Here is a 15,970-nt window from a genome sequence, read left to right on the forward strand (position 1 = left end):
CGAGAGCTTCTCCTTCACGGGCGAGCACGGCCCCGAGACCGTCAAGCTCAACCCGGTGCTGCGCAGCGGCAACGAAACGCTGCTGCACATGGCAGCAATCGAAGGCATGGGCCTCGTCTTTCTGCCGAAATGGCTAGTCGCCGAGGACATCGCCAGCGGTCGTCTGGAGCACGTCATGCCTGGCCACATCATCTTCGCCGGAAAGCTGTTTGCGGTCTATCCGAGCCGCAAATATCTCTCCGCGAAGGTCAGGACCTTCATCGACTTCATCGCCGCCGACAGGCGGATGAAGTAGCTGCTCACAGCAACCGGATCACAGTGACCTCGCGATCAGCAGCTTCATGATCTCGTTGGTGCCGCCATAGATCTTCTGGATCCGGGAATCGATGAAGATGCGCGAGATCGGGTATTCCTGCATGTAGCCGTAGCCGCCGAACAGCTGGAGGCATTCGTCGGCGGTCTCGACCTGCTTCTCCGAACACCAGTATTTCGCCATCGACGCGGTGACGGTGTCGAGATCCCCGGCGACCAGGCGCTCGATGCACCAGTCGACGAAGACGCGCGCGATCATCGCTTCGGTCTTGCGCTCGGCCAGCTTGAAGGCGGTGTTCTGGAAATCCATCAGCGGCTTGCCGAACGCCTTCCGCTCCTTGGTGTAGTCGGTGGTGAGCTTGACCGCGCGCTCCATCGCGGCGACGGCGCCGACCGCGAGCGCAAGCCGCTCCTGCGGCAATTGCTGCATCAGTTGCACAAAACCCTGGCCTTCCTCCTTGCCGAGCAGGTTTTCCGGCGGCACGGTCACGTTGTCGAAGAACAGTTCCGAGGTGTCGGAGGCATGCAGGCCGATCTTGTCGAGGTTGCGCCCGCGCTTGTAGCCGTCCGCGCCCGTGGTTTCGACCACGAGCAGCGAGATGCCCTTGGCACCAGCATCGCCGGTGCGCGCGACCACGATGACGAGATCAGCGGCCTGGCCGTTGGTGATGAACGTCTTCTGGCCGTTGATGACGTAGGAATTGCCCTGTTTCTTGGCCGTGGTCTTGACGGCCTGCAGATCCGAGCCGGTGCCGGGCTCGGTCATGGCGATGGCGCCGACCATCTCGCCCGAGGCCATCTTCGGCAGCCAGCGCTTCTTCTGCTCCTCCGAGCCGTAGTTGAGGATGTAATGCGCGACGATGGCGCTGTGCACGGAGACGCCGGTCGTCAGCTCCGGCACCGTGCTTTCGAGATCGTCCAGCACCGCCGCGTCATAGGCGAAGGTGGCGCCCAGCCCGCCATATTCCTCCGGCACGCTCGCCAGCAGCGCGCCCATCTCGCCGAGCCCGCGCCAGGCGAAGCGGTCGACCATCTTCTGCTCGCGCCATTTTTCGGCATGCGGCGCCAGATCCTTGGTGAGATATTTCCGGAACTGGTCGCGGAAGACATCGAGCTCTTCGGTCATCCAGGAGGAGCGGTAGGACATGGTTACCTCGGTTGATGCGCGTTTCCGGCTTGGTAGGCCAGTCGGCCGCGGCAATTATTGTGTTTTCAGGCTGCGCCGGTGACGCTACCAAGGCGGCCGGGGCGGCGTCTGTCGGGATGTCTGATTTTGGCGACCAAAACACAAGAGCTCAAGCTCGACATCGAGCGCATCGGCACGGTCTCGGCGATTCTGACGCAGCCGGACAATGCGCGTGCCTGTTACGTGCTGGCGCATGGCGCGGGCGCCGATATGCGGCATGCTTTCATGGAGAAGGTCGCGGCCGGCCTTGCCGATCGCGGCATCGCGACCTTTCGCTTCAATTTCCCCTACATGGAAGAGAAGAAGGGACGTCCCGACCAGCCGGCGGTCGCGCACGCTGCGATCCGCGCGGCCGTCGCGGAGGCGGCGCGGCTGTGCCCCGGGGTGACGCTCGTCGCAGGCGGCAAATCATTCGGCGGACGCATGACCTCGCAGGCGCAGTCCAAGGCGCCGTTGCCTGACGTCAAAGGGCTCGCCTTCCTCGGCTTTCCCCTGCACGCCGACAAGAAGCCGTCGTCCGAGCGCGCCGAGCACCTCGCCGGCGTCACCATCCCCATGCTGTTCCTGCAAGGCACGCGCGATGGGCTTGCCGATCTGAGCTACCTCAAGCCTGTCGTCGAGAAACTCGGTCCGAAGAAGGCGACGCTGCATGAGATCGAAGGCGGCGATCACTCGTTCGCGGTGCTGAAGAAATCCGGCCGTAGCAATGACGAGGCGCTTACAGAGGTACTGAACGCGCTCGTAGCCTGGATCGACACGCCCGCCTGAGGCTCACGCCGAATAAAGCCCCTTGTCGCGGGCCTTCTGGATCGCGAGCGCGGCAATGAGATCGAGCGTCGGTGTCGACAGGCCTGCCGTGCGCGCGAAGGCGGCGGGCGCCTTCACCAGAACGTCGATCTCCATGGCGCGGCCAAGCTCGTAGTCCTGCAGCAGCGATGGCTTGTGATTGGGGGCGGGTCCACTGCGCGTCACGCGCTTGACCTCCGGGATGAAATGCTGCGCGATGTCGTTGGCCTCGTTCAGCATGCGCGGGATGACGTCCGCAAAGGCGGCGTCGTCGCGCACGCCGCGTGCGGTCTGGCCGGTGAGCAGGCACAGCACCGACAGCGACATGTTGGTCAGCAGTTTCGACCAGATCGCCTCGCGGATTTCCGCCACCGGCGGTGATTCTAGCCGCGCGTCGTTGAAGACGCCGCGCAGCTTGGTGATGCGCTCGCAATTGCGGTCGTCGCATTCGCCGATCAGGAGGCGGTTGCGGTCCGGGGTGAGGTTGTGCACCACGCCGGGCGCGGTCACCTCGTTGGAGGAGAAGACGACGCCGCCGATGATCCGCTCCTTCGGGATGCAGGCGCGCAAGCGTCCGCCGGGGTCGAGGAAGGAAATGTCCGGCGGTGTCGGGTGCCGCGGTGGCAGGCCGATCCCGTACCACCAGGGAATACCGTTCTGGGCAAAGACGATGGCGGTGTCGTCCTGAAGCAGCGGCTTGATGCTGGCGACCAGCCCCGGGAGCGCCGTGGCCTTCAGCGTCGAGATCACGACGTCCTGCGGACCGAGCTGGGCTGGGTCGCCCGAGGCGTTCACCTTGGCGGAGACCTCGGAATCGCCGACGCGCAGTTTGAGGCCGCCCGCCCGGACCGCCTCCAGATGCGCCCCCCGCATCACGCACGAAACGTCATGACCAGCGCGCGCCAGCCGGACCGCGATATGGCTGCCGACGGCGCCCGCGCCGAAAATGCAGATGCGCATGATGATTCCGTCCCTGGTCCCAAACTGTCGCCCGGCGCCACCATGACACATGCCGCCATGCGATGGGCGCGACCGCCCCACGCTGGAAAGATATGGATCGCGATGCGTTGCCTCGGCCATAGTGCAGGGCCAACAATGACCCGGAGGACCGCCGATGACCGCCAGCCCCGTGCTGTGGACCCTCGATGAGCGTGGGGTTGCGACCGTCACGTTGAACCGGCCCGAGGTCAACAACGCCTACGACGGCGCGCTGATCGCGGGCGTGCTCGCGGCAATGGACGATCTCGGCAAAAAGTCGAATCTTCGCGTCGTCGTGCTGAGGGGCAATGGCAAGCATTTCCAGGCCGGCGCCGACCTGAAATGGATCAACGGCGTGCGGCCGCAATCGACTGATGCGAACGAGGCGGCCTCGCGCGCGACCTTCGAGGCCGTGCAGCGGCTCAACACGCTGCCGATCCCGACGGTCGCACTGGTGCAGGGCGGCTGCTTCGGTGGGGGCACCGGCGTGATCGCAGGCTGCGACGTCGTGATCGCCGCGGACAACGCCCTGTTCTCGATCACCGAAGTGCGTTGGGGCCTGACCGCGGCGATCATCATCCCGCAGCTTTGCGACGCCATCGGCGTGCGCCAAGTCCGCCGCTACGCGCTCACCGGCGAGCGTTTCGGCGCCGAGGACGCCCGCCGCATCGGCCTCGTCCACGAGGTGGTGCCGCTCGCCGATCTCGAAGCCGCAGGCGCGAAGGTCATCGAGCAGTTGCTCGCCAACGGGCCGGAGGCGATGGCCGAGACCAAGAAGCTCGCGCTGGAAAGCTCGTTCGGCGGCATGGCGGTGGACGATGCCGCGTATGCGCGGCTCGTCCACCTGCATTCGCTCAAGCGCCAGAGCGCGGAAGCGGCGGAAGGGCTGGCGTCGTTCGCCGAGAAGCGGGCGGGGAATTGGGGCGGTGGGAAAGGTTGAGTGTCAGCAGCCGCGGCAGATGTTGTTGATGCTGCGATAGAAGGCGTCGTCGTCCTGCCGCATCTGGCGCAGCGTTTCGAGTGTCTGACCGTCGTTGGCGGGTGCAACGGGCCTGCGCTTCGCGGCGAGTTCGTCCTCCTGCCGCTTGTAGCAGGCCTCGCGCTCGGGCTTGGCCTGAATGAAGCGGCAGTTTTGCTCCACGGCTGCGGCGGGAGCGGCGGAGATCGCGAGAGCGATCACGGCGGGCAGGGCGAATTTCAAGAGCTTCGAATCCATGCGGCCACTTCTGTCAGGTCCGCCATTCCCGGGCAACCGTCTTTTGGCGGGCTACGGCACCGCACTTCACAGCGACGGCGCCAGTGACGTTTTCAGCAGCGTCAGCAGCGCCTGCACCGCGGCGGCATTGCGCCGCCGCTCGGGGATCGTGGCTTTCACCCACAGCTCCGGAATTGGAAAGTCGCGCAGCACCGGCTTGAGCGTGCCGTCGCGCAAGGCGTCCGCGACGAGATAATGCGAGATCAGCGCGATGCCGTTGCCGGCGATCGCGCTGCGCGCCAGCACGTGTCCCTCATTGGTGGAGAGCAGCGGGCTGACCTGGATGCTGATGCGGCCGCGTGGTCCGTCGAAGATCCATTCCGGGCCGGTCGGCATGAAGCTGAGGCAGCGATGCTCGACGAGGTCGCGCGGATGTTTTGGCGTGCCATGTTTCTTCAAATAAGCGGGCGAGGCGCAGAGCAGCCGCCTCAGCGCGCACAGCGGCTCGTCGACCACGCCGCCGAAGGAATGCGGGAAAGCGCCGATGGCGATGTCGAAACCTTCGGTGACGGGATCGACCGGGCGGTCGATCAGTATGATATCGAGCTTCAGCTTCGGGTTCTGGGTCTGGAATGCGCTGAAGGCATCCGCGAGCCGGGCGACGGTCAGCGAGGTCGGTGCCTTGATGCGCAGGTGATCGACGAGATCGTGGCCCTTCTCGCCCATGCGTGAGAGCAGATCAGTCGCATCGGTCACCACGCCGCGTGCGCGATGCACATAGCGCTGTCCGGCCTCGGTCAGTCGCAATTGCCGGGTCGAGCGGTGAAACAGCGCCGTGCCGATCCGCGCCTCCAGCTGCGTGACGCGTTTTGCCACCACCGAGGTCGAGACACCGAGCTTTCGCGCGGCGGCCGAGAAGCCGGCGGCGTCGGCGGTCGCCAGGAAGGCTTGCAGGTTCACCAGGATGTCCATGTCGACCTTTCCCGATTCGCGAAAGCTGATCGCGTATTTTGGTAGATTGTAGCCCGCCTCGCGTTAATTCATAGTCGAACCCAAGCAAGAATCTGGGAAGGGACGCGCCATGCGGGCCATGACGATCGAAGAACCGGCACGACAGGTGCCGCTCTATGGCGAATATGAAGTCGTCGTGCTTGGCGGCGGCCCGGCCGGCATCGTTGCCGCGGCCTCAGCCGCGCGCGCGGGGCGAAAGACGCTTCTGATCGAGCGCTACGGCTTTCTCGGCGGCATGGGCACCGCTGCCGGTGTCACAAATTTTTGCGGTCTGCATGGCAATGTCTACGGCCAGGCCCATCGCCTCGTGCAGGGCATGGCGTCCGAGCTGCTGGCGCGGATCGATCGGCTCAACGGCCTCAACACGCCGCATCTGATCCTCGGCAAGGTTTTTGCGCAGGCCTACGACACCGCAGCCTACAAGATCGCGGCCGATCAGTTGCTCGCAACCCACAAGGTGCACATCCTCTTCCACGCGCTCGGCGCCGGCGTCGTGATGGGTGACGACAGCCGCATCGACGCGCTGATGGTCGAGACCAAGGCCGGGCGGCAGGCGGTGCGATCAGAGATCTTCATCGATTGCTCCGGCGACGGTGATCTCGCCGTCTGGGCCGGCGCGCCGTTCGAGATCGGTGACGCGCATGGCCATCCGATGTACCCCTCGATGATGCTCCGCCTCAACGGCATCGATCCCGCAAAGGCGGGCGAAGCCTGGCGCACCATTCCGCAATTGATGGAGAAGGCGCTCGCCGCCGGTACCCACACATTCCCGCGCAAGAGCGCCATCGTGCGGCCGCAGAAATCCGGCATCGAATGGCGGGTGAATTTCACGCAGGTGGCGCGCGAGGACGGCCATGCCATCAACGGCGTCGAGCCCGACGATCTCACCCGCGGCGAGATCGAGGGCCGCAAGCAGGCGCTCGCCGCCTACGAGTTCCTGCGCAGCACCGTGCCGGGCTTTGAAAAATCCTACATCGTCGATTTGCCGCCGCAGCTCGGCATCCGCGAGACCCGCCGCATCAAGGGCGGCTACCAGCTCAGCGGCGAGGACGTGCTCGGCTGCGCCTCCTTCGAGGATTCGATCGGCGTCAATGGCTGGCCGATCGAGGCCCACGTGCCCGGCGACGTGATCTTCACTTTTCCGCCGATCCCGGAATCGCGCGGCTATAACGAGTTGCCCTACCGCATGCTGGTGCCTGAAGGCGTCGACAACCTCCTGGTCGCCGGCCGCTGTGCCTCCATGACCCATGAGGGCCAGTCCGCGGCGCGGGTGTCGGGGGCCTGTTTCGTGATGGGCGAGGCGGCCGGTTCCGCCGCCGCGCTGGCGCTGTCCGGAAACCGCATCCCCCGTGATATCCCCATTGAAAAATTGCAGGAAACGTTGAAACAACAGGGCGCCTTCATCGGCCGGGACCAGATGGTGCCCGAAGGCCTGTAACGCACTGCAAGACAACGACGGCGGAGGAAACGGGATGATCGGGATAATGCGGCTCGCGCTTGCGGGGCTGGTGGCGATCACGGCGATGGGCACGGCGCGGGCCGAGGACGCGCTGAAGGCCAGGATCGGCGTGCTCCGTCTGTCCTCCTCCGCGCCGGTCTTCATCGCGCAGGACAAGGGCTATTTCCGCGAGGCCGGCCTCGAGGTCGAGCTGAAATTCTTCGACGCGGCCCAGCCGATCGCGGTCGCGACGACCTCGGGCGACGTCGATTTCGGCATCACCGCCTTCACCGCCGGTCTCTACAATCTCGCCGGCAAGGGCGTGCTGAAGGTGATTGGCGGGATGAGCCGCGAAAAGGCCGGCTATCCCCTGATCGGCTATTTCGCCAGCAACAACGCCTACGCGGCCGGATTGAAGACGCCGAAGGACCTCGCCGGCAAACGCGTGGCGATGACGCAGGTCGGATCGAGCTTTCACTATTCGCTCGGCCTGCTCGCTGACAAATACGGCTTCAAGCTCTCTGAGGTGAAGATCGTGCCGCTGCAATCGCTGTCGAACGCCGCCGCCGCGCTGAAGGGCGAGACCGTCGATGCGGCGCTGCTGCCGATCTCGACCGCGCGAAAGCTCACGGACGAAGGCGGCGCGAAATTCTTAGGCTGGGTCGGCGACGAGACGCCCTGGCAGCTGGGTGCGGTGTTCGCCTCGCCGAAGACGCTGACCAACAAGGCGCTGGTGACGAAGCTGCTCGGCGCGCTCGCCAAGGCCGACCGCGAATATCACGACGTCATCCTCGCCGCGATGAAGGACGGCGTCGCCCCGATCAACGACAAGACCAAGCCGCTGCTGGAGATCATCGCAAAGTACACCAATCTCCCGGTCGAGCAGGTGGTCGGCAATTGCGCCTATATCGACCCCGACGGCAAGCTCGACGTGAAGAACGTCGACAACCAGATCAAATGGCTGCAGGAGCAGGGCTTTGCCGACAAGGGCTTCGACGCCAACGCGATCATCGCCAAGGAATTTGTGAAGGCGGATTGATTGATGCGAGTCCTACTCTCTCCCCGTCATCCTGAGGTGCTCGCGAAGCGAGCCTCGAAGGATGCGCGGCCCGGATGCAGCGGGGCCGTCGCCCTTCGAGGCCTCCGCTTCGCTCCAGCACCTCAGGGTGACGGATTGAAGAGCGGAGTTTGAGATGGACCTGATCGCCAACCACATCAGCCACCGCTTCGGCGACCTCGCCGTGCTCGACGACGTCTCCTTCACGGTCAGCGCCGGGGAGGTGGTGGCGATCGTCGGGCCCTCCGGCTGCGGCAAGAGCACGCTGCTGTCCATCCTCGGCGGGCTGTTGCAGCCGACCTCAGGCGAGCCCGAGCTGCGCGGCGCGCCGCCGGCGGACAGCCTCAATCCGCTGACCTTCGTATTCCAGGATTTTGCGCTGCTGCCCTGGGCGAGCGTGGAGGAGAACGTCGAATTCCCGTTGCTGCACACTCAGCTCTCGGCCACGCAGCGCCGTGAGCTGGTCGAGGATGCCTTGCGCCGCACGGGGCTGACTGATTTTCGCAAAACCTATCCCAAGCAGCTCTCCGGCGGCATGCGCCAGCGTGTCGGCATCTCGCGCGCGCTCGCGGTGAAGCCCGCGATCCTCTTGATGGACGAGCCGCTCTCCGCGCTGGATTCGCAGACCCGCGAACTCCTGATGGAGGATTTCGTCCGCCTGCTCGCCGATGGCGGCATGGGCGCGGTCTATGTCACCCATAATCTCGAAGAGGCTGCGCGGCTGGCCGATCGCATCGTGGTGTTGTCGCGGCGGCCCGGCCGCATCCGCGAGGTCGTGACCGTGCCGATGACGCGCACTGAACGCGGCGAAGCGGCGGCGCGCGAAAAACTGCTGGCGCTGCAGAACCAGATCTGGTCGCTGATCCGCAACGAAGCCATCGATGCCGAGCGCGAGGTCCAGCATGCTTGATCGCGCGGCGACTGACACTGCGAAGGATAGCGCGACGCGGCGCGTCCGCTTTCGTGGCGCCGGCTTCGTGCCCGCGTCGAGCCGTTTCGGCGGCTGGATCGCGCTCGCCCTCGTCATCGCGATCTGGCAGGCGGCGGGCAGCACCGGCCTCGTCAATCCCCTGTTTCTGCCTGCGCCGTCGGCGATCGCGCGCGCGATCTATCAGCTCGCGATCTCAGGCGCGCTCTGGCAGCATTTGTCGGCATCGCTGCTGCGCATCGGCGTCGGCTGGCTGTTGGGGACGGCGGCTGGCGTCGCCGTCGGCTTTGCCATCGGCCTGTCGCGGCTCGCGCGCAGCGTCGGCATCACCTTCATCTCGGCGCTGTTCCCGATCCCGAAGATCGCGCTGCTGCCGCTGTTGATCCTCTGGCTCGGCATCGGCGAAGAGCCGAAGATCGCGACCATTGCACTGGGGGTGTTCTTCTCCACCGCGATCTCGGTCTATAGCGGCGTCGATGCGGTACCGCGCAACCTCATCCGCATGGCGCAGAGCTTCAACGTTCCCTTCGCGACCATCGTGCGCAAGGTGGTCTGGCCGGGCGCGCTGCCCGCGATCCTCGCCGGCTTCCGGATCACGGCGTCAGTGGCGCTGCTCCTCGTCGTCAGCGCCGAGATGATCGGTGCCCAATACGGCATCGGCGCCTTCGTGCTCCAGGCCGGCAATCTGATGCAGACCGATCAGCTGCTCGCGGGCGTGGTGATCCTGTCGGTGTTCGGGCTGGCGGTGGGGAAGGTGATCGGCTGGCTGGAGATAAGGCTGCTGCACTGGCGGTAGGCGCGTCCGCAATGATGCGGGGCGCAGATGCGCCACAACCTCCGCCGTCGTCCCGGCGAACGCCGGGACCCATACCGCGTGATCTATCGAGTGTGGGCGGTCTTCGTACCGGCTGGATAACTGCAAGTCTTCGCCAAACTACTCCCTGTGGTTATGGGTCCCGGCGTTCGCCGGGACGACAGTTGAGTATTTTCCGGCAGCGTGGCCTCACGCATTCCCGCGATCCTCGCGGAACAAATCCAGCTTCTGCTGCACGGGACGATCCGAGAAGCTGAACAGCACGGCATCGTCCTCCGCCTCGTGGGTGACCCATTGCCAGCTCGGCACCACGAACAGATCGCGCGGGCCCCATTCGAAGACGGCATCGCCGATCCGGCTGCGGCCGCGGCCTTCGATCGGGCAGAACACGGTCGCATCGGTCGACCGGTAGCGCGCGGTCTTGAAACCCTTTGGCAGCAGCTGGATGAAGGTGCCGATGGTCGGCATCGCGAAATCGCCGGTCTCGGGGTTGCTGAACTTCAGCTTGAGGCCGTGGCAGGCGTCCCACTCCTGGCTCGTTCTGGCTTTCTCCAGCGCCTCGCGCGTGTAGGCGTAGGGATAGCTGAAGATCGGCGAGGTCTTCGAGCTCCGCTTGACGTCGACCGGCAGCAGGTTGTGGCCGTAGCGGGCAAAGCTGTCGCCGGCCGGCTTTGTGATCCTCTGCTGATCTTCCTTGGAGCCTTCCGCAAAGGAGCAATCGAAGAACTGCACCAGCGGAATGTCGAGGCCATCCAGCCAGAACATCGGCTGATCGGTCTCGTTGGAATGATCGTGCCAGGTCATCGACGGCGTGATGATGAAATCGCCGGGCTCCATCGCAGTGCGCTCGCCGTCGACGGCGGTATGGGCGCCCTTGCCTTCGAGCACGAAGCGCAGCGCCGACTGGCTGTGTCGGTGCGCCGGCGCGACGTCGCCGGGCACCACCATCTGCACGCCGGCATAGAGCGAGGTCGTGATCTTGGACTGGCCGCGCAGGCCGGGGTTCTCCAGCACCAGCACGCGCCGCTCGGCTTCCTTGGCGGTGATCAGCTTGCCGGCCTCCGTCATGTAGTCGCGGATGATTTCGAATTTCCAGAGGTGCGGCCGGCAGGCGCTCTTCGGCTCCGGCGTGATCAGGTCGCTCATCACCGTCCAAAGCGCGGTGAGATTCTCGCCGTCGATCTTCTTGTAGAACGCCTCGCGTTCCGGCGTCTTGGTCACCGCTTCCATGGTGGCGCTCCCGTCGTTTTGTTGATTGACAGTATACTGACGATCTAGGTAGCGTCAATGTGGCGGACGACATACAAGGTCCTCGTCATTCCGGGGCGACGCGCCAGCGTCGAGCCCGGAATCCATAACCCCGATCGGGAGTATGGATTCCGGGCGCTCGCTTCGCGAGCCCCGGAATGACGGAGAAAAACTAACAGGGAGGTCCCAATGAAGCTGCACGGCTATTTCCGCTCCAGCGCCGCCTATCGGGTGCGGATCGCGCTGAACCTCAAGGGCCTCGGTGCCGAGCACCTGCCGCATCATTTGCGCAAGGGCGAGCAATGCGCGCCCGCCTATCTTGCCATCAACCCGCAGGGCCTGGTGCCGGCGCTGGAGAACGACGGCGGGGCGGTGCTGACGCAATCGGTCGCCATCATCGAATGGCTCGACGAGACCCATCCCAACCCGCCGCTGCTGCCGAAGGATCCGCTGCGGCGCGCCAAGGTGAGGGCGTTCGCAATGGCGATCGCCTGCGACACCCATCCGGTGCAGAACCTGAAAGTGCTGGCGCGGCTGCGCGAGCTCGGCCTGCCCGAGGAGAAGGTCCAGGACTGGGCGGCCTGGGTCAACCGCGAAGGGCTGTCGGCTTGCGAGGCTCTGATCAAGGACGAGCCCGGCCCGTTCTGCTTCGGCGATGCGCCGACGCTCGCCGATCTCTGCCTGGTGCCGCAGCTCGCCAATGCCCGCCGTTTCGGCGTCGACGTGTCGGCCTATCCGCGTCTGCTCGCGGCAGAGGCGGCCGCAAAGGCGCTCGCCGCGTTTGCCAACGCTGCGCCGGAGAAGCAGCCCGATGCCGAGTAAGCCTCCTCCTCCGATCACGATCGACGCGGTTTATGCCGCGCCGGGCTATCTGTTCCGGCGCATGCAGCAGATCGCGGTCTCGATCTTCATGGAGGAGTGCAAGACGTTCGACCTGACCCCGGTGCAATATGCGGCGCTGATCGCGATCCACACCCATCCCGGCATCGACGCGACGCGGCTGTCGGCGGTGATCGCCTTCGACCGCTCCACGCTCGGCAGCGTGATCGAGCGGCTGCAGGCCAAGGACTATGTCGAGCGCAAGCCGGCCCCCGAGGACAAGCGGATCAAGCTGCTCTATCTAACCAAATCCGGCGCCGCGATCCTGCGCGAGATCATTCCCGCCGTCGAGCGCGCTCAGGCGAGGATGCTGGAGCCGCTGAAGCCCGCCGACCGCAAGCAGCTGATGGGGCTCCTGGTGCAGCTCGTCGATCTCAACAACGAGGCCTCACGCGTGCCGCTGCGCGCGGAGGATGCGCTGGAGCATCTGGGGAAGGCGGGGTGAGGGTGGTGTGAGGCGATACTCACGCCTCATCCCCGCTGTCGTCCCGGGGCGCGCGTAGCGCGAGCCCGGGACCCATAACCCCAGGGAGAAATTTGGCGAAGACTCGCGGTTACCAGTCGCGCACCAAACCACTCCCTGTGGTTATGGGTCCCCGCCTGCGCGGGGACGACACCTGTGGTGTGGCGACGTCTCGTCTTCACATCCGCAGCAACGCCTGCCGATCGATCTTCCCCGTGCCGGTCTTCGGCAGCTCGTCGGTGAAGATCACTTCGCGCGGATATTTGTAAGGAAGCAGCCTGCCCTTGACGTAATCCTGCAGCCGCCGCGTCGCGTCGCCCCTGTCGACCGTGCGGCTGTTCATCACCACCACCGCCTTCAGCGTCATGCGCCGGTCCGGCAGTTCGGCGGCGAACACCGCGCATTCGCGGATGTCGGGATGGTCGGCGAGGCACAGCTCGACCTCGAGCGGGTAGACCCACTGTCCGGAGATCTTGATGAGATCGTCGGCGCGGCCGCGGAAGAAGTGAAAGCCGTCGGCATCGCGCACGAAGCGGTCGCCGGTGTAGATCCAGCCACCCTGCCGAATCGTCTCGGCGGATTTGTCCGGCCGGTTCCAGTACAGCGGCGTGTTGGAATCGCCGCGCACCCACAAGATACCTTCCTCGTTGTCGGCGACATCGCGTCCGTCCTTGTCGCGCAGCGCGACCTCGTAGCCGGGCACGCGCAGGCCTGCGGCCCCTAACTTCTTCTGCTCGGGCCTGTTGGAGAGATAGATGTGCAGCACCTCGGTCGAGCCGAGCCCTTCGACGATCTCCAGGCCCGTGAGCGTCTTCCAGCCGTTGAAGACCTCGGCCGACAGCACCTCGGCCGCGGAGAGCGACATGCGCAGCGACGAGAAGTTGGTCTGTTGCGCGCCCTCGGCTTTGGTCAGGGACGTGTAGAGCGTCGGCAGGCCGAAGAAGACCGTCGGCTTGTGCTGCTCGATCGCCGCGAAGATCGTGGCCGGCTTCGGCTGGCCCGGCAGCAGCAGCGTTGCCGCGCCCGCCGAGAACGGGAAGGTGACGGAATTGCCGAAGCCATAGGCGAAGAAGATCTTTGGCACCGAGAAGCAGATGTCGTCGGGCGTCAGCTTCAGCACGTTCTGCGCAAAGGCGAGCTCGCTATAGGACATGTCGTGCTGGAGATGCACGATGCCCTTGGGCCGGCCGGTCGAGCCGGACGAATACATCCAGAACGCCATCTCGTTGCGATGCGTCTCCGCTTCCGCCAGCTCGGCCGGGAATTGCTTGAGCCAGTCCGTCGCCGCGAGCGCGCTCGGCGCGGCGTGATCGCCCGCCTCGCCATTGGCGACAATCAGCGTGCACAGGCGCGTGTCCTTGCAGGCCTCGGCATTGAAGCGTGGCGCGAATTCGGCGTCCGCCACCGCAACGCTGGCGCCGGAATCGGCGAGGTAGAATTGCAGCAAATCCGGCGGCGTCAGCGTGTTGATCAGGAGCGGCACGAAGCCGGCCCGCACCGCGCCGAAGAACGCGGCCGGGTAGGCCGGGGTGTCGTCGAGAAACAGCAGCACGCGGTCGCCGCGCTTCAGGCCGAGCGATGCAAAGCCGTTGCCCCAGCGGCAAGTCTCGTCGCAGAGCTCGGCGTAAGTCCGCGTGCCTGCCGGACCCATGAGCGCGACCCTGTCGCCACGGCCCTTGGCGAGATTGTCGAACAGCACGCGGCTGGCGTTGTAGATTTCAGGAACGGCAAAGCCGATCTCGCGCGCCCCCTCGCTATCGGCGGGAACCTGGTCGAAGATCTCGTTGCTCATGCCTCGTCCCCGCCGTTCTTGGCAGCCTCGTAACGCGCCATGAAGCCCGGCGACATGTGGCGCAGGCGTGCATCGTCGATGCGGCCGGAGCGGGTGATGTAGCTGTAGGCGAAGTCCATCAGACCCTGCTGCATGTGCTGGGCAAAATGCTCGTACCAGAAGGCGCTGGTGCGCGCCGCGTTGACGAGCTTTTGTACCACCGGTTTTCGCGCGGCCTGGTACCGGTGCAGCGCGGTTGCAAGATGCGCATCCGATTCCAGCGCCTTGACCAGCGCGATGGCGTCCTCGATCGCGAGCCGCGTGCCCGAGCCGATCGAGAAGTGCGCCGAATGCAGGGCGTCGCCGATCAGCACCATGTTCTTGAACGACCAGTGCTCGTTCCAGACCCAGGGAAAGTTGCGCCAGACCGATTTGTTGGAGACGAGGCAATGGCCGCCAAGCGTGTCCGCGAACACCTCTTCGCAGACGCCCTTGGACTGCTCGACGTCCTTGTAGGCGAAGCCATAGGCCTGCCATGTCGCGTGGTCACATTCGACCAGGAAGGTGCTCATGGCGGGCGAGTAGCGGTAGTGATGGGCGTTGAAGGCACCGCGATCGGTCTTCACGAAGGTCTGCGACAGCGTGTCGAAGCGCTTCGAGGTGCCGTACCAGACGAACTTGTTGGAGGAGTAGGACAGCGAGGTGCCGAAATCTCCCTCGAAGGCGCGGCGCACCTGCGAGTTCAAACCGTCGGCGGCGACGATCAGATCGTGGCCGTTGAGCTGGTCGATCGCATTTATCTGCGTGTCGAAGCGCGGGGTGACGCCAGCGTCGAGCGCGCGCTGCTGCAGGAACCGCAGCAGCTCGAGCCGCCCGATCGAGGAGAAGCCGACCCCGTCGATGGCGACGCTGTCGCTGCCGAGGTTCAGCGTGATGTTCTGCCAGCTCTCCATGTGCGGCGCGATCGCATCGACCGTCTCGGGGTCGTCGGCACGCAGAAATTCCAGCGCCTGGTCCGAGAACACGACGCCAAAGCCCCAGGTCGCGTCGGCCGGGTTCTGTTCGAACAGGTCGACTTGATCCTCGGGGTGACGCTTCTTCCAGAGATAGGCGAAGTAGAGCCCACCGGGCCCTCCGCCAATCACGGCGATCCGCAACGTCTGCCTCCCTAATTGACAGTATACTTACTATCTAGGGGTAGACTAATGTGCTCCGGCGTCCCGCGCCAGCGGAATTATCGGCCAGCGCAGGCGCGCCAAAGCGCACTTCGGCCACACGTTTTACGCGTGTCCGAAACCTCAGGTCCGAATCATAGCCAAACCGCGCCGGCTTGGCCATCCGCACCGTCAGACGCAGCGCTTCACGTAGACCCCGTTCACCAGCACCCGGGTACAGCGCACGGCTGGAACCGGCTTGCGGACCACGACGGCCGCGTTCGGCCCGGCGCAGCCGGCGCGATAGACCCCGCGTGCGCAGACCACCGCATTGGCGTCGGTGGCCTCGAACGTCATCGTCGCTCCGAAGGCGAGGAGCGCAGAAGCAACGAGCAGCAATGAACGCATGTTGTCCTCCCGGTCTTGCCGTGATCGAAATCGGATATCTGCAAAAGATCTGTCGTTGCAGGCGTGCGGAAATTCATGCGCACGCCGTTCGTCGTTGCGGCTTTGGCGCCTGCGCCGTGTTACCTCGCCGCGAATGGGGCGAGCACGTCCTTGCACGCCGGCGACAGCGAGGCAGCCCTGTTGGAAATGCATTGAATGATGCGGCCGCCTCCGGGCGCGACGCCGGCGCAGAGCGTGCGGATGTCGGCGCCGCAGGCCGAGCGCGCGATGAACAGCTCTTCGCGCGGCAGCAAGGGACGCAACACGATCACGGCTGGCGGTGCCGCCGGCGCGGCTCCCGCC

General features: G+C 65.4%; 17 protein-coding genes and 1 pseudogene. 9 read left to right on the forward strand and 9 right to left on the reverse strand.

What is annotated here, in order from left to right; translation table 11 throughout:
- A partial coding sequence (locus IC66_RS0108720; RefSeq protein WP_038947394.1) for a LysR substrate-binding domain-containing protein occupies nucleotides 1-295 on the forward strand: 295 nt, incomplete at its 5' end.
- An 18-nt stretch (nucleotides 296-313) separates the two neighbouring features.
- Here the strand turns inward: IC66_RS0108720 and IC66_RS0108725 are convergent.
- Nucleotides 314-1,459, reverse strand: a complete 1,146-nt coding sequence (locus IC66_RS0108725) for an acyl-CoA dehydrogenase family protein (RefSeq protein ID WP_028143843.1) — start codon at nucleotides 1,457-1,459, stop codon at nucleotides 314-316.
- Nucleotides 1,460-1,585: 126 nt separating this feature from the next.
- On the opposite strand from IC66_RS0108725, the gene IC66_RS0108730 reads away from it, so the two are divergent.
- Nucleotides 1,586-2,266 (forward strand): alpha/beta hydrolase family protein, encoded by a 681-nt coding sequence (locus IC66_RS0108730; protein ID WP_038947395.1) that lies wholly within the window; start codon nucleotides 1,586-1,588, stop codon nucleotides 2,264-2,266.
- A gap of 3 nt (nucleotides 2,267-2,269) precedes the next feature.
- Here IC66_RS0108730 and IC66_RS0108735 read toward each other — a convergent pair whose 3' ends face one another.
- Nucleotides 2,270-3,244, reverse strand: a complete 975-nt coding sequence (locus IC66_RS0108735) for a ketopantoate reductase family protein (protein WP_038947396.1) — start codon at nucleotides 3,242-3,244, stop codon at nucleotides 2,270-2,272.
- A gap of 154 nt (nucleotides 3,245-3,398) precedes the next feature.
- On the opposite strand from IC66_RS0108735, the gene IC66_RS0108740 reads away from it, so the two are divergent.
- Entirely contained in the window at nucleotides 3,399-4,202 is an 804-nt protein-coding gene (locus IC66_RS0108740) for an enoyl-CoA hydratase-related protein (protein WP_038947397.1), read from the forward strand.
- 3 nt (nucleotides 4,203-4,205) lie between these two features.
- Here the strand turns inward: IC66_RS0108740 and IC66_RS0108745 are convergent, their stop codons facing one another.
- Nucleotides 4,206-4,478: a hypothetical protein gene (locus IC66_RS0108745; RefSeq protein WP_038947398.1), complete on the reverse strand. Its 273-nt coding sequence runs from the start codon at nucleotides 4,476-4,478 to the stop codon at nucleotides 4,206-4,208.
- A gap of 66 nt (nucleotides 4,479-4,544) precedes the next feature.
- The gene (locus IC66_RS0108750) at nucleotides 4,545-5,429 is read right to left on the reverse strand and encodes a LysR family transcriptional regulator (RefSeq protein ID WP_038947399.1); all 885 of its coding nucleotides are present in this window, start codon (nucleotides 5,427-5,429) and stop codon (nucleotides 4,545-4,547) included.
- A 109-nt stretch (nucleotides 5,430-5,538) separates the two neighbouring features.
- Here IC66_RS0108750 and IC66_RS0108755 point away from each other — a divergent pair, with 109 nt between their 5' ends.
- The 4 genes from IC66_RS0108755 to IC66_RS0108770 all read left to right on the forward strand — a co-directional run bounded on the left by IC66_RS0108755 (nucleotide 5,539) and on the right by IC66_RS0108770 (nucleotide 9,687).
- Complete coding sequence (locus tag IC66_RS0108755) at nucleotides 5,539-6,906, forward strand: FAD-dependent oxidoreductase (protein WP_038947400.1); 1,368 nt, start codon at nucleotides 5,539-5,541, stop codon at nucleotides 6,904-6,906.
- 34 nt (nucleotides 6,907-6,940) lie between these two features.
- Nucleotides 6,941-7,945, forward strand: a complete 1,005-nt coding sequence (locus IC66_RS0108760; protein ID WP_038947401.1) for an ABC transporter substrate-binding protein — start codon at nucleotides 6,941-6,943, stop codon at nucleotides 7,943-7,945.
- A gap of 154 nt (nucleotides 7,946-8,099) precedes the next feature.
- A complete protein-coding gene (locus tag IC66_RS0108765) occupies nucleotides 8,100-8,873 on the forward strand; it encodes an ABC transporter ATP-binding protein (RefSeq protein ID WP_038947402.1) in 774 nt (257 codons plus the stop codon).
- Nucleotides 8,866-9,687, forward strand: a complete 822-nt coding sequence (locus IC66_RS0108770; protein WP_028143834.1) for an ABC transporter permease — start codon at nucleotides 8,866-8,868, stop codon at nucleotides 9,685-9,687. The genes IC66_RS0108765 and IC66_RS0108770 overlap by 8 nt, the downstream gene beginning before the upstream one ends.
- 207 nt (nucleotides 9,688-9,894) lie before the next feature.
- On the opposite strand, the gene gtdA is transcribed toward IC66_RS0108770, so the two are convergent.
- Nucleotides 9,895-10,935, reverse strand: a complete 1,041-nt coding sequence (gene gtdA, locus IC66_RS0108775; protein ID WP_038947403.1) for a gentisate 1,2-dioxygenase — start codon at nucleotides 10,933-10,935, stop codon at nucleotides 9,895-9,897.
- Nucleotides 10,936-11,142: 207 nt separating this feature from the next.
- On the opposite strand from gtdA, the gene maiA reads away from it, so the two are divergent.
- Entirely contained in the window at nucleotides 11,143-11,775 is a 633-nt protein-coding gene (gene maiA, locus IC66_RS0108780) for a maleylacetoacetate isomerase (RefSeq protein ID WP_038947404.1), read from the forward strand.
- Nucleotides 11,765-12,277 (forward strand): MarR family winged helix-turn-helix transcriptional regulator, encoded by a 513-nt coding sequence (locus IC66_RS0108785; RefSeq protein ID WP_038947405.1) that lies wholly within the window; start codon nucleotides 11,765-11,767, stop codon nucleotides 12,275-12,277. Before maiA ends, IC66_RS0108785 begins: the two co-directional genes overlap by 11 nt.
- Before the next feature lie 196 nt (nucleotides 12,278-12,473).
- Here the strand turns inward: IC66_RS0108785 and IC66_RS0108790 are convergent, their stop codons facing one another.
- The 4 genes and pseudogenes from IC66_RS0108790 to IC66_RS0108805 all read right to left on the reverse strand — a co-directional run.
- A complete protein-coding gene (locus IC66_RS0108790) occupies nucleotides 12,474-14,087 on the reverse strand; it encodes a benzoate-CoA ligase family protein (protein WP_038947407.1) in 1,614 nt (537 codons plus the stop codon).
- Nucleotides 14,084-15,223 carry an FAD-dependent monooxygenase gene (locus IC66_RS0108795; protein ID WP_028143829.1) on the reverse strand — a complete coding sequence of 380 codons (1,140 nt, stop codon included), beginning with the start codon at nucleotides 15,221-15,223 and terminating at the stop codon, nucleotides 14,084-14,086. Before IC66_RS0108795 ends, IC66_RS0108790 begins: the two co-directional genes overlap by 4 nt.
- Nucleotides 15,224-15,412: 189 nt before the next feature.
- Nucleotides 15,413-15,628 carry a hypothetical protein gene (locus IC66_RS0108800; RefSeq protein WP_028143828.1) on the reverse strand — a complete coding sequence of 72 codons (216 nt, stop codon included), beginning with the start codon at nucleotides 15,626-15,628 and terminating at the stop codon, nucleotides 15,413-15,415.
- Between the two features lie 119 nt (nucleotides 15,629-15,747).
- Nucleotides 15,748-15,970: pseudogene (locus IC66_RS0108805) on the reverse strand (cysteine rich repeat-containing protein); the annotation flags it as partial.

This window comes from Bradyrhizobium genomosp. III, assembly GCF_000261705.1.
GTDB lineage: Bacteria > Pseudomonadota > Alphaproteobacteria > Rhizobiales > Xanthobacteraceae > Bradyrhizobium > Bradyrhizobium ottawaense.